The sequence below is a fragment of the Catenulispora sp. GAS73 genome (assembly GCF_041262085.1).
Lineage (GTDB): Bacteria > Actinomycetota > Actinomycetes > Streptomycetales > Catenulisporaceae > Catenulispora.
Genome location: NZ_JBGCCM010000013.1, coordinates 236,989 through 250,359, shown reverse-complemented (window position 1 = coordinate 250,359; position 13,371 = coordinate 236,989). Strand labels below are relative to the sequence as shown.

Here is a 13,371-nt window from a genome sequence, read left to right as displayed (position 1 = left end):
CCGTACCGGCGCGCCTGCCGTATCTCATGGTCCAGGTTCGCGCCGGCTGTAGCCGCCGCACGACCTGACTCTCCACGCCTGACCCGACCGCCATGCCGAAATCCCCCCACGGAATCTCATCGCACCGCCTAACGCCGCCCGCCCCGCACTTCCCCCGGCCATGACCGTTGCGTAACTGCCCGAACACCGTCGAACGTGAAGCATGCTAGTGGTCCTGTGATACTTCGCGCGAGATGTCATGGAGAGATATCATGGCTAACACTTAGCGTCGTTCTGCTGTTATACGTACTGTGTCCAAACATGGTCGCCTGTGGGACAACCACCGAAGCCTCGCGAGGCCGGTGGGTTGGGGGGAAAGGGATGGCGCGTAACGCGCTGCGTTGGAGCAAAGACGCACTGAACAGGCTCATTGGCTGGCAAGTCATCTTCGAGTGGCGGAACAGAACCATGAAATGGCCGAGTGTGCTACGCATGCGCGGCTTCGAAGATCGTGAAGTACGGCGCCTGCGGAGCGAAGCGCCGCTTTTGTCCGCCCGGGTCGCCGTGGTGATCCCGACCTACAAACGGCCGGAGGGCCTTTCCGCCGCGGTGGCCTCGGTTCTGGCGCAGACCTGGTCGGACTTCGTGGTCGTCGTCGTGGACGACGGCGGCGGCGGGTTGGAGGCGGCGCGGCTACCTGCGGATCCACGGCTTCGCACGGTGTCACTGTCAGAGAACTCACATGTACTCGGCTTGGTCCGGAACGTCGGGATGCGGCTGACCGAGTCGCGCTATGTGGCGTTCCTGGACGACGACAACACGTGGGAGCCGGACCACCTGGCCCTGACAGTGAAAACCCTCATGGACTCGCCTCGGCTGTCCGGCGTGTACACCGCCTTGCACCGGGTGCTGCCGGACGGGTCGGATCTGGACGTCTTGTCAGTGCCCTTCGATCGCAAGCGTGCGTCGTGGGACTCGTTCCTCGACTGCAACGCCTTCGTCGCGGTCCGCAGCAGGGCCCTGACCTTCAGCCGGATGCCGCGGCCCATCGGCCTGCTCCCGCGCGAGGACTGGGAGATGATGTACCGCTTCACGCGCCGCCACCGCATCACACACCTGCCGACTCCCACGGTTCGCTACCTGGTGAACCCGTCGAGCTTCTACACGCAGTGGGACAAGGACAAGAAGAACGACGAGACGCAGTCCGAGAACAAGGACGCGCAGCTGAACGGCATCCAGCACCACCAGGGCACGCCGGCCCCCCAGCCGGCCGGGGAGGGCGAATGAGCGGGACAGAGCTGCGGAACATCTCGTTCCACGGAATCGGCACGCCGAACGGCCCGGAACGCGAACCGGACGAGCACCGCTACTGGGTGACGGAGTCGGCGTTCCTGCGCGTCCTGGACCTCTGCGCGGAACAGCCCAACGTCCGCCTGAGCTTCGACGACGGCAACGCCTCCGACGCGGCGATAGCCCTGCCGGCGCTGCGAGAACGCGGCCTCACCGCCGACTTCTTCCCGATCGCCGACCGCCTCGGCACCCCCGGCAACCTGGACCACGACGAAGTCCAGGCCCTGGCCGACGCGGGCATGACCATCGGCACCCACGGCGCGGCGCACCGCCCCTGGACGAAAGTCCCGCCGGCAGACCAGAACGCGGAACTGCAGGACGCACGCGCGCGCATCGCCGAGGCCGCGGGCCGCCCGGTCGACACGGCGGCGTGCCCGTTCGGCGCCTACGACCGCAAGGTCTTGCAGGCACTGCGCACGGCGGGCTACCGCACGGTGTTCACCAGCGACGCCCGCCCCGCGCACAGCGGGAACTGGCTGCAGCCGCGCTACAGCGTCGAGGCTGATGACACCCCCGAAACGGTGCGCACGCGAATGCTGGCACCGCGCCCGGCCGGCGGCCGCGCGGTGGATCGCGCGTGGCTGATGGCTAAGGCTTGGCGATGAGGGGTCGCGGCTGCCGCACCGCAATCATCGGCGCGCTCGCTGCGGCCGATTGGCGTGAAAACGTCGCCGTGAGGCTCAAGCCCAATCTCAAATCCGGTGCTGCTGAAAGACATTTAATTGCGAAGAGAAAGCCCTCTATTGCCACTGAGGCTTGTGAGTGCCGCCGCGGTCCGGCGACAGCGGTTGACCGCTCGCTGACCATCGAGCGCGCCGCTTCGAGCCCGGGCGCGCACCCGACCCCCGCCGCAGTGACGAACCGCCTGCTCGCCACCAGTCCCGCTGCTTCCGGCCGCGTGGCCCGCGCCGGCCACCCCGCCGTGAAAGCGAGCCGCCCCGCATGACCGCCGCCTCCCCCACCCGCGTCCTCATCGGTTTCGCCGACGCCTTCGCGGCGATCGAGTCCGCCTGGTCCCTCGCCGACGCCGGCCACGAGGTCTTCGCCTTCGCGCGGCGCGGCACGTCGCCGGCGCTGGCCGCGTCGCGCCGGGTGCGCGTCGTGCCGGTCACCGCGCCGGAGGACGATGCCGCGGCCTGTGTCGCCGACGTCGTCAACGCCGCGCACCGCCTCGGCGCCTCGGTGCTCATGCCGCTCGACGATCTGGCCGTCTGGGTCGCCGACCGGACCGGGCTGCGCGTCGCCGGCGCCACCGGGAAGGCCGCCGATTTCGCGCTCGACAAGCGCCTGCAGGTCGAGGCGGCCGCCGGGGCCGGGTTCGCGGTTCCGGCCCGCACTCCGGACGGCCCATGGATCGTCAAAGCCGCGATGGCCGCGATCGAGCAGGACGACAAGCTGATCCGCCCCGGCGGTCGCGCCGCCGCCACCGAGGCCGACGTCGAAGCCGCCACCGCGGAGCTGGCCGGTCCCGTCCTGGTCCAGCAGCTCCTCACCGGCGTCGGCGAGGGGGTCTTCGGCTTCGCGACGCCCGACGGCGTCCGCGCCTGGAGCGGCCACCGCCGCGTCCGGATGACCGACCCGCGCGGCTCGGCCTCCAGCGCGTGCCGCTCCATCGCGGTCGACGACGAACTGCGCCAGTGCACCGAGAAGCTCCTGGCCTCCGTCGGCTGGCGCGGCATGTTCATGCTCGAACTCCTCCGCGACGCCGACGGCACGCCGTGGTTCATGGAGGTCAACGGCCGCCCGTGGGGCAGCATGGCGCTGGCCGTCCGCCGCGGCTTCGACTACCCGGCGTGGGCCGTGCGGCAAGCGCTCGACCCGGCGTTCGTCCCCGAGGCGCCGGACCCCGAGCCGCCGCACATCGTCTGCCGCCACCTCGGCCGCGAGCTGATCCACCTCGCCGCCGTGATGCGCGGCCCGATGAAGGACCACCCGGGCCCCTGGCCCAGGCGCGCAGCGACGCTGGCTGCCCTGCGGCCCACGCGCGCCGACCGTTGGTACAACCTGCGCGCCGGCGAGCGGCGCGTGTTCTGGCGGGATACGTGGTCCACGCTCGCCACCCAGGCTGCTCGGATGAGACGGAGAGCTTCGTGACCAGCCCTGTGACCACGGTCCGCGCGGTGGCGCACATCCACTCCGAATGGTCCGACGACGCCTCGTGGCCGCTGGACCGCCTGGCCGCCGCGTTCCGCAAGCGCGGCCGCAACGTCCTGCTGATGTGCGAGCACAGCCGCACCTTCACCGAGGACAAGTGGCAGGAGTACGTCGAGGCCTGCGCGGCGGCCTCCGGAAACGGCGTCCTGGTCGTACCGGGGCTGGAGTACAACGACGCCGACAACGTCGTCCACATCCCGGTCTGGGGCGACGTCCCGTTCCTGAGCCAGACCCCGGACATCGCCGACGTTCTGGCGCACACCCGCGAGGCGGACGGCGTCGCCGTCTTCGCGCACCCCTGGCGTCGCAACGCCTGGCGCCGCTTCGACCCGGCGTGGGCCAAGGACCTGACCGCGGTCGAGATCTGGAACCGCAAGTACGACGGCTGGGCGCCGAACCGCCAGGCCCGCGCGTACGCGGAGCGGCTGGGTCTGCCGCCGTTCGTGGCGCTGGACTTCCACAGCGCCCGGCAGTTCTTCCCGCTGGCGATGGAGCTGACGCTCAGCGGGCCGGCGACGCGCGTGACCGTGGAGGACGCGCTGCGCGACGGGCGGTTCGAGCCGCTGGCGTTCAGCCGGTCGGCGCTGCGGCTGACGTCGGGCGTCGGCGGAATAGCCCTGGCCGCCGCCGAAGCCGCCCGCGCCGTCGCGGCCCGAACCGTCCGGGCCGCGCTGAACACGAGGAGATAGGCGTCACGGCCCCGGCTTGGCCCGCATCCGAGCCGGGCTCACCAACGCCCGCACCGCCGCACGACTACTCGCGCGCCCCAGCAGCGCGCGCGACGACTCGCGCAACAGCAACGCGCCCCAGAAAGCCGCCACCGCCGGGGCTCCGTGCGTCCGCTGGTAGAGCCGCACCCGGTTCAGCGTGAGCAGCGTCCACAGCTTCGGCGAGACCGTGGACTCGCCCTCCAGGTGCACCGCGACCGCGTCCGGCGCCAACCGCGTCGCGAGTCCGTGCGACCGCGCCCGCAGGGCGTACTCCGTCTCCTCTGAATAGAGAAAGAAGTACTCATCCCACGGCCCGCACACCTCGACGCACTCCCGCGACAGCGCCATCAGCGACCCGGCCACCCAATCGGCACGAGTCGGGCCCTGGTACGCCTGGGGATCCGCGACCTGCTCGCCGAGCGCCGCGAAGCGCCCCGAGCGGTGCGCACCCAGGACCATCTCTCCCAGCAGCCGCAATGGATTCGGCTCGCGGCGCAGGGTCCTGATCATCCGTCCGGTACCGTCGAACAGCGTCGGTGCCGTGATCCCCGTGCCCGGGCGCTCCAAGCCGCGCACCAATGCCGCGCCGCATCCCGGCCGCATCCGGATGTCCGGGTTGCAGACCAGGACCGCGTCCGTCCTCTTGTCCAGCGGGCTGACGGCGTCCAGCGCCGCGTTGATCGCCGCGGAGTAGCCGGCGTTGCGGCCGGTCTGTACGACGAGGGCGTCGGGCGCCGTGGTCCGCACCAGATCGGCCGTACCGTCGGCGGAGTCGTTGTCGGCGACCACCAGCTGCCAGCGCAGCCCGCTCATCCCGGACTCCAGCGAGTCCAGCAGGCCCGGCAGCACGTCGGCGCTGTTCCACGTGACCACGATCAGCACCGCCCCGGGCAAGTCCTCACCGCCGCCGGCCGGTTCCCCTGAACCTGAACCCTGGGGCAGGTCCTCATCGGACGACTGCATCAAGCACCTCCGTCAACGCCGCGACCCACCGGGCCATCCCGAATTCCGTCTCAGCCAACTGCCGCGCCTGGTGCCCCATCGCCTCCGACCGCTGCGGATCGGCGATCAGCTCCAGGATCTCCGCACGCAGCGCCGCGGCGTCGTGCGCCGGCACGAACGCGCCGTTGACTCCTTCTTCCAGCGCGTCCCGCTGGCCGTCGACCCGTGTGCACACCACCGCGCGGCCCATCGAGAAGGCCTCGATCATGCAGCTGATGCCGTTGTCCGTGTCGCTGGGGTGCAGCGGCAAGACGACGAAGCGCGAGCGCGCGTACAGATCGCGCATCTCCACCGGCGTCAGCGGTCCGAACGTGACGCCGTCCGGGAGCCCGACGCGTTCGCCGCGGTCGCCGAGCTCGGCGCGCCAGCGGTCGTCCATCCCGGCGACCAGCGACCCGGCGATGTGGCAGCGGACGCCGGTCCCGTCCAGGGCGGCGATCAGCGTGGCGAAGTCGCGCATCTCCCGGCCGGCGGAGCAGATCATGACGGCGTCCGGGTCGTCCGGGTCCGGCTTGGCCAGGGCGGGGTCGAAGAACTCGGTGTCCACGACCCATTTCGGCGAGACGATCCGGTCCGCGGGGACCCCGAGCTGCTTGACCGCGAACTCGGCCTGCGCCGTTGGCGGGAGAACCAGGGTCCTGATGCCCGGCCACGCATGGCGCAGCAGCTTCGCCTTTGCCCCGGAGGAGATCCAGCTGTAGAGGACGACGAGCGGCGTCCGCTTCCGTCGGCCGGTGAAGCGCAGTGCCAGAGCCAGTGGCAGGCTCGCGGCCTCGGCGCCCCAGGCGAAGATCGCGTCGTACTTCTTGCGCACGCGGAACGCCTCGGCGGCGAAGGCCAACGGAAGCGGCAGCTTGCCGTAGACCATCCTCCGGATCTTCGACGGGCCGGTCACGAACCGCTGGTCCAGAACCGTCAGGTCGTACGGCAGGTCGTAAAGCCAAACCTTCGGGCGCTCCCCTGCCTTCGCCTGTTCGGCGACTTCTTCGAGAAACGGCGGGAACCAGCCCGCCGACACCAGGACCAGAATCCGGCTGTCCGTCACGCGGCCATGCTCGCAAAGTCGGGAACAACCCCACAAGAGCATTAGAACCCTGACAGGACGCGTGCGGATTCCGATGCGATACTGGGCAATCGTGGTGTCAGTGGTCATCCCCGCGCACAACGAGGCGAGCGTGGTCGGACGTCTGCTCAGCAGACTTCTGGCCGGAGCCGCGCCGGGTGAATTCGAGATCTGGGTCGTCGCCAACGGCTGCACGGACGACACGGCGGAGATCGCCGGGACGTTCGCCGACGTCAAGGTGCTGATTACTCCGCAGGCGAACAAGCACGCCGCCATGCGGCTCGCGGACGAGCACGCCGAAGGCTTTCCGCGGCTGTATGTGGACGCGGACGTCGAGCTCGGGTCGCAGGACGTGCGCGCCCTGGCCGCCGTGTTCGACGATCCCGGCGTCCTGGCGGCCGGACCGTCGCGGGCGATGCCCCCCGAGGGGCTGCCGTGGACCGTGCGGTGGTTCTACGACGTGTGGGACGAGCTGCCGGTGGTGCGCGAGGGGCTGTTCGGGCGCGGCGTGGTCGGGGTCTCGCACGAGGGCTGGGAGCGGCTGCGCGCGCTGCCGCCGCTGCTCGGCGACGACCTCGCGGCCTCGCTGCTCTTCGAGCCGGAGCAGCGGCGGGTGGTGCCGGAGGCGTCGGTGGTCGTTCATCCGCCGCGCACCGCCGGCGCGCTGCTCAAGATCCGCACCCGGGCGCTGGTCTCGACCCTTCAGGCCGCGGACGATCCGGAACTCGCCTCGGCGTCGGGGTCGGCGCGCACGTCGCTGTCCGATCTGCGGGCGATCGCCTCGGCTTCGCCGGTCCGCGACGGGCCCAAGGTCGTGTGGTTCCTCGCGCTCACAGTCGCGACCAAAATACGCGCTCGGCGGGCGGTGCGTGCGAGGGACTTCAAGACCTGGCAGCGCGACGACACGAGCCGGGGAGCGTGATCCCGGCCCGGGAGCTTGATCAAAGTGTCAGGTTTCTGATTCTTGGGTAGCGTCCGCCGACAGGGGGTGGGGAAACCATGACGGAACGTATCCGAACACCGCACGCTGTGCTGGTACTGCTGAATCTTCCGGTGCCCGACGACCAGCGCGCGTGGTCTCAGGCCCTTGCGTTGCGGGACGACGGCGCGCGGGTGAGCGTGGTGTGCCCGGCGATCCGCGGGCGCCGGCCGGGCCGGGAACGGATCGACGGCATCGACGTGATCCGGTTCCGCTCGTTCGAGGGGCAGGGAGCGCTGGCCACGGCGGCCGAAGGCTTCTGGACCGCCTCCGCGGCGGCGAAGGCGGCGCGGAGTGCGCTGCGCGGCTCCCGGGGCGGCCGCCGCATGCTGCAGATCGGCAACCCCCCGGACCTGCTGTTCCCGCTGGCCTGGTGGGCCCGCCGCAAGGGGATCCGGACGGTGTACGACCAGCGCGACGTGGTGCCGGTGCTGGCGGAGTCGCGCGCCGGGTTCAGCAGGCTGACGCCGATGTTCCTCGCGGCCGAGCGGCGCATGATCACGACGGCCGATGTGGTGATAACCCCTAGTGAGGAACAGCGGGCCCGGATTCTGGAGCGGTACGGCCGGGACGCGATCATCATCCGCACGGCGGAGGTGCCCGCCGAGCGGGATGAGGGCGAGACCGGAGCGCCGGGCAATCTGACCGCACCGGTCGAGGCTGACGCAGCCGACGCTGACCTCTCCGCCGCCTCAGCCGCCTCAGCCGCGCCGCCCGACCTCGTCATCGGCTACCTCGGCGTCATCGGTGAACAAGACGGCCTCACCGACCTCCTCGACGCCGTCGCCCTCCTGCGTTCCGACGGCGCCACCGGCTTCCGTGTCGAGGTCGCCGGCGACGGCCCCGCCCTGCCGGCGGCCCGCGCGCACGCCACCCGCCTGGGCCTGGACTCGCTGGTGACCTTCCACGGCTGGCTCGGCCCCGGCGCCGTCGACACCTTCCTCGGGCGCATCGACGCGATGGCCGTACCCGACCCCGACAACCCGTTCAACCACTTCTGCGCGATGAACAAGGTCACCCACGCGATGGCCCGCGGCATCCCGATCGCCCTGCGGCCGCTGCGCGAGAACGTCCGCCTCACCGACGGCCACGCCTACGAGGCCGCTGACATGACGATCCGCTCCTTCGCCGACGCCCTGGCCACGCTCCTCAAGGACGCCCCGGCCGGCCGCGCCGAGATCGCGGCGGCGGCCCGTGCCACTTTCGAGGCGCATCTCTCCTGGCCGCGCCACGCACCCCGCTACATCGAGGCGGTATCCCCCGCGCGACCCTGACCGGGCCGACAGAGAGCCCCAGTTGGAAGAGGCCTCACTCGGCCTCTTCCAACTCCATGCCTCGCACGAATCCACCCCGGGCCCGGCCGCCCCCGAAGATCTCGTCCCAGTCGAAGTCCTCAGGAATCTCCGGCAGCGAGACCACCACCCCGCCGCCGCTCTGCGCGACGGCGTCACACCAGGCGACCATCCCGTCGACGTCCCCGGTCTCCGCCAACGTGGGTATCAGGCACCCACCGCTCGGCCCGTCGAGCACACACACGGTCAGCCCGGCCATCAGTTGCCACCCGTCGCACACCGGCACCCGCCCCTCCGGCGCGACCAGAGCGGGCAACTCCCCGTGCACCCCCGGCGCCGCTCCCACGACCAGCAACGGCAGGGGACCCAGCACGAACCGCGCGTTCTCCCGCGGCAGCAGCATCGCAGTCACCGCGCCACCGTACAGGCGTCCCAGCGGCGTCGCAGCAAAAACGGGCCGGTGATCGCGAGATGAACTCTCAGATCACCGGCCCCGCGCCACCTGAGCGCCAGACATCAGTACTCGTATATCAATACCCGGTATTAACGCCCAGCGCTCGCCTCTCAGGCCTCAGCCAAGCGCCGTAACCCCAGCCCACGCCTTGTGCTCGGCGACCTTCTGCGGGTGTCCGAACCCGCTGCCGGCGACACCCGGCAGCAGGAACAGGTTGCCGCGCTTGTCGACCGCCCAGATGTCGGCCAGCCCGTCGCCGTTCGCGTCGCCCTTGGTGATCACCAGCGGGAAACGCTTGGCAGTCAGCCCGTGGCCGATCAAGACGCGCGTCGTCTCGTCCCCGAAGGTCCCGCCTGCCTGGCCCGGGTACCGCCAAATCTGGCCCGACGCGTCGTCGCGCGCGATGAGGTCGTGCAGCCCGTTCGCGGCCGGGACCACGCCGATGACCGTGCGGCTGCTCCAGCCGGAGCCGGCGATCGCCACCGGTGCGTTGTAGCGGTTCATCACCACCGACGAGTACAGGAACAGCTGGTCACCGACCTTGCCGATGAGGTCCGCGCGCCGGTGCCCGGTCAGGTCGCCGGGCGAGACCAGCTGCGTGAACGCGGGCCACGCGGTCGTCCCGGCCGGCGGCGGCACCACCACCTCCTGCCCGGTCGAGAAGCCGCCGAGACCGTCGCCGAAGGCGTTGTACCGCGCCGACCGGAGCTCCGGTGTCGTCGCGGTCCCGTCGGCTCCCGCGGCGACGTGCGCATTACTGCCGGGCAGCACACTCAGCGAGCCGTTGAGCACGTAGTCGAACTCGACGACGCCGCTCGACGCGGGCGCCGAGAACGTGAACGTCCCCGGTGTCCGGATCACCGGCCCCGGCTGACCTGCGGACCTAACCGAAATCCGGGGCCGCCCCCACGCGTCCCACCAACTCCACGAGCGCACTCCCCAACGGTGCCTCGATACGCGCCGACGCGTACCGGTCGCCGCGCGTCACACCCTGATTGACGATCACGACCGGCTTGCCCGCCTCGGCCGCGCGCCGCACGAACCGCAGCCCCGACATCACCGTCAACGACGAGCCCAGGACCAGCAGCGCCTCGGCTCCGTCCACCAGCTCGTTGCACCGCTCGACCCGTGCCTTGGGCACGTTCTCGCCGAAGAACACCACGTCCGGCTTCAGCACCCCGTCGCCGCATGAGTCGCAGTCCACGGCCCGGAACCGCAGCACCGCGTCCTCGGCGAGGTCCACGTCGCCGTCGGGGTTGATGCGCGCCGCGACGCCGTCGAAGACCGGGTTGGCTTCGTTCAGCCGGCGCTCCAGCTCGGTCCGCGCGCTGAACGCCCCGCAGGTGAGGCAGACCACCCGATCCAGGCTCCCGTGCAGGTCGACCACCTCGGGCAACGTGCCCGCCGCCTGGTGCAAGCCGTCCACGTTCTGCGTGATGACGCCGTCCACGTGCCCGGAGGCGCGCAGCAGGGCGACCGCCCGATGCCCGATGTTCGGCTGCGCCCCGGCCATCGCCCGCCACCCGAGGTGGCTCCGCGCCCAGTACCGCTGCCGCGCCTGCGCACTGCCCGCGAAGTCCTCGTAGGTCATCGGCGTGTGCCTGCGCAGCGCGCCGGATTTGCCGCGGTAGTCGGGGATACCGGATTCCGTGGAGAGCCCCGCGCCGCTCAGCACGACGACCCCGCGCCCGGCCACCAGCTCCACCACGGCGTCCAGGCTTGTCGTGCGCGGGAGGTCCTCGCCGGTGGGTTCCCACGTCAACGTCGGTCGCGTACGCACCCCACCAGCGTAAGCTCCCCGGCCGCGACTGGGCACCTCACGCTCCGGGCCCCTTCGCTCGGGCGTTCAAGTCAGTATGCTAAGACCGGACATGGGCTAGCGCAGAAAACGTTCTGACCTCATGGGGGCCCGAAATGTGGCGAAACGTGCGGCAAGAACCGGATACAAACGGGGTTTCCGGTACAGCGGTCCAGGACCAGCAGGACGGGGCCGGAAGGTCGAAGGGCTCCCGGGTCCTGTTGGCCGTCGGCGTGGCGGTCACGGTGACATTGGCCGGGGCCGGTTTCGCGTTGGGCCGCAACGTTTCCGCGAGCCGCGCGCAGACGCACCCGGGCAGCGCGTGGCTGTCGACGACCGCCGACGGCAGCGTCAACCTGGTCGACGGGATCAGCGGCGGATCGGCCGCGAAGGTCCCGGTCCCCGGCGCCTCCGGGCACTCGATGGACGTGACGCAGAACGGCGATCTGGTCTTCGTGCGCGACACCGTGACCGGGGCCATCACCGTCATCGACACCTCGCAGCTGGTCGCGACCGTGCAGATCCCGCACAGCACCGACACCTCGGTCCTGGCCGGAGGCGGAGTCGCCTACCTGGTGGACGCCGCCGCCGGCACGGTGCAGCGGGTCGACCCCACGACGCTGGCCGCCGACGGCACCCAGGTCAAGCTCTCCGGCAGCCTCGGCATCCCGATCGTGGACCACAACGGCGTCCTGTGGGCGCCGGTCACCGCCAGCGGCACCGTCGTCCCGGTCAACGGCGACACCGCGGGCGCCGCGATCACCGTCGACCCCGGCGGCTCGGACATGGTGATGGCCCTGGCCGGCGGCACCCCGACCGTCGTGGACCGCACCACCGGCACCCTCACCGCGATCACCGGCGGCGTGGCCGGCCAGGTCATCAAGCTGCCGGGCGCCGCGAACTCGGGCACCAACCTCCAGGTCGCCAGCGTCGACAGCAACCAGCCGCTCCCCCTCGTGGAATCCGCACCGACCGCGCAGCTGGTCCTGGTGAACCTCACGAGCGGCATCCCGACCTCGATCGGCATCCCCGCCGCCTACACCAGCGACGACCTGAAGCCGCCGCTGCAAGCAGGCCAGCGCACCTACATCCCCGACTTCACCCGCGGCGCGGTCCTGGTCTACGACAGCACCACGAACCACTTCGACAACCCGATCCCCGTCCTGGCCCACGGCGGCTCGTTCCAGTCGGAGATCGTCGACGGCATCGTGTACTTCAACGACCCCTCCAGCGGCGCCGCGGTCTCGGTCTCCGCCGACGGAGTCCCGCACACCATCACGAAGAACGGCAGCACCATCCCCACCCCCGGCGACTCGACCACGGTCGCGGACCCGCACCCGACCCAACCCCCGACCACGCAGAGCACAACGCAGAACCACGAGACGTCGGCCCCACCGGTCACCTCGACCAGCACGTCGAGCGCACCCCCGACGACGAAGCCGGTGGTCCCGAGCAGCCCGGAGGGCCCACCGAGCACAAGCGTGGCGGTCCCGGGACCTTCGACGAGTAGCAAGCCGACACCGACTTCGGCACCTTCCACGACACCGACGACGAAGCCTTCAACCAAGCCTTCGACGCCGCCGAGCAAGTCCTCGACGCCTCCGCCCCCGCCGAGCACGACGTCGAGCACGCCGGCGCCGGTGCCGCCGCTGGCTCCGCAAGCGGTGACGGTCACGCCGAACAAGGCCAACGACGGCAGTGTGACCGTGCAGTGGCAGAACCCGAGCGACACGACGAACATCAAGACGTACACGGTCTCGGTGAGCAAGAACGCTGGCACGCAAACTTCGAACAACCCGCTTGAAGTCACCGTCAGCGGCCTGGCCTGCGGACCGAGCTACGACTTCACGGTGACGGCGGTCGGACCGACCGGCCTCACCACTCCCGCCAAGGCTGTCGCCAGCCGTGCTTGCTTCTCGCCCGGAGACCCGACTGGTCTGGTGCTGAGCACTCCGTCAAGCAGCGCCAGCAGCCTGCACGCCACGTGGAACAAGCCGAGCAACCCCGGCATCGGAACCCTGACGTATCTGGTGACGGTGACCGGCCCCGGCGCTCCGACCACTGAACAGAGCGTGGGTGGCACGTCGACCACCATCCCGGGCCTCCTCCCAGGCCGCAGTTACACGGTCTATGTCAAGGCGCACACAGATGGCGGCACCTCGAACCCGGCAACCGCGAGCCGCACTGTCGTCGACGGCCCCACCCTCACGGTCGACCTCAACGCGGTCAAGAGCTACTACATCTGGGCCAAGAGCCAGCAGATCATCAGCTGCACCTTTCCGAACTGCCCGACCTGGATCCAGCGCACACCGTCTTCGTACAACGACACCTCAGCGCATGGAGATTGGGTCACGACCGTCAACATCGGCAATCAGGTCACCGGATATTGCTATGTCACCGGCGGCTACCCCTCGAAGGACAATGGCGGCACCGTCAACACCACCTGGCTCTACGTCATCGCGAACGGTCACTGGGGCTACGCCTCGACATACTGGTTCGCCGACAACTCCAACACTTATGGCCTTCCTCGCTGCTCGGGTACCCCACCCACCGGCTGACACCCGCGCAGAAACCCCGCACCCACTACCCT

General features: G+C 70.5%; 12 protein-coding genes. 7 read left to right on the top strand and 5 right to left on the bottom strand.

The annotated features are described in order from the left end of the window. The first annotated feature begins 471 nt into the window (after positions 1–471). The 4 genes from ABH935_RS21500 (at position 472) to ABH935_RS21485 (ending at position 4,172) form a co-directional block, all read left to right on the top strand. On the top strand, positions 472–1,266 hold the full coding sequence (locus ABH935_RS21500; protein ID WP_370379698.1) for a glycosyltransferase family 2 protein: 795 nt from the start codon (positions 472–474) through the stop codon (positions 1,264–1,266). Continuing rightward, positions 1,263–1,934 carry a polysaccharide deacetylase family protein gene (locus tag ABH935_RS21495; protein ID WP_370379697.1) on the top strand — a complete coding sequence of 224 codons (672 nt, stop codon included), beginning with the start codon at positions 1,263–1,265 and terminating at the stop codon, positions 1,932–1,934. Before ABH935_RS21500 ends, ABH935_RS21495 begins: the two co-directional genes overlap by 4 nt. A 337-nt stretch (positions 1,935–2,271) precedes the next feature. Beyond that, on the top strand, positions 2,272–3,423 hold the full coding sequence (locus tag ABH935_RS21490; protein ID WP_370379696.1) for an ATP-grasp domain-containing protein: 1,152 nt from the start codon (positions 2,272–2,274) through the stop codon (positions 3,421–3,423). After that, a complete protein-coding gene (locus ABH935_RS21485) occupies positions 3,420–4,172 on the top strand; it encodes a PHP domain-containing protein (protein ID WP_370379695.1) in 753 nt (250 codons plus the stop codon). The genes ABH935_RS21490 and ABH935_RS21485 overlap by 4 nt, the downstream gene beginning before the upstream one ends. Before the next feature lie 3 nt (positions 4,173–4,175). Here the strand turns inward: ABH935_RS21485 and ABH935_RS21480 are convergent, their stop codons facing one another. Both ABH935_RS21480 and ABH935_RS21475 read right to left on the bottom strand, forming a co-directional pair. Next, positions 4,176–5,156 (bottom strand): glycosyltransferase family 2 protein, encoded by a 981-nt coding sequence (locus ABH935_RS21480; RefSeq protein ID WP_370379694.1) that lies wholly within the window; start codon positions 5,154–5,156, stop codon positions 4,176–4,178. Further along, positions 5,140–6,240 (bottom strand): glycosyltransferase family 4 protein, encoded by a 1,101-nt coding sequence (locus ABH935_RS21475; protein ID WP_370379693.1) that lies wholly within the window; start codon positions 6,238–6,240, stop codon positions 5,140–5,142. The genes ABH935_RS21480 and ABH935_RS21475 overlap by 17 nt, the downstream gene beginning before the upstream one ends. A 73-nt stretch (positions 6,241–6,313) precedes the next feature. Here ABH935_RS21475 and ABH935_RS21470 point away from each other — a divergent pair, with 73 nt between their 5' ends. Together ABH935_RS21470 and ABH935_RS21465 are read left to right on the top strand one after the other, a co-directional pair. Then, positions 6,314–7,180 (top strand): glycosyltransferase family 2 protein, encoded by an 867-nt coding sequence (locus ABH935_RS21470; protein ID WP_370379692.1) that lies wholly within the window; start codon positions 6,314–6,316, stop codon positions 7,178–7,180. A 77-nt stretch (positions 7,181–7,257) separates the two neighbouring features. After that, on the top strand, positions 7,258–8,511 hold the full coding sequence (locus ABH935_RS21465) for a glycosyltransferase (RefSeq protein WP_370379691.1): 1,254 nt from the start codon (positions 7,258–7,260) through the stop codon (positions 8,509–8,511). A gap of 34 nt (positions 8,512–8,545) precedes the next feature. Here the strand turns inward: ABH935_RS21465 and ABH935_RS21460 are convergent, their stop codons facing one another. From ABH935_RS21460 to ABH935_RS21450, 3 genes are all read right to left on the bottom strand, one after another. Next, positions 8,546–8,941: a hypothetical protein gene (locus ABH935_RS21460; protein WP_370379690.1), complete on the bottom strand. Its 396-nt coding sequence runs from the start codon at positions 8,939–8,941 to the stop codon at positions 8,546–8,548. 159 nt (positions 8,942–9,100) lie between these two features. Then, a complete protein-coding gene (locus tag ABH935_RS21455) occupies positions 9,101–9,844 on the bottom strand; it encodes an FG-GAP repeat domain-containing protein (protein ID WP_370379689.1) in 744 nt (247 codons plus the stop codon). A gap of 22 nt (positions 9,845–9,866) precedes the next feature. Beyond that, a complete protein-coding gene (locus ABH935_RS21450; RefSeq protein WP_370379688.1) occupies positions 9,867–10,763 on the bottom strand; it encodes an NAD-dependent protein deacetylase in 897 nt (298 codons plus the stop codon). A 146-nt stretch (positions 10,764–10,909) separates the two neighbouring features. Here ABH935_RS21450 and ABH935_RS21445 point away from each other — a divergent pair, with 146 nt between their 5' ends. Continuing rightward, positions 10,910–13,339: a fibronectin type III domain-containing protein gene (locus tag ABH935_RS21445; protein WP_370379687.1), complete on the top strand. Its 2,430-nt coding sequence runs from the start codon at positions 10,910–10,912 to the stop codon at positions 13,337–13,339. Positions 13,340–13,371 lie beyond the last annotated feature (32 nt).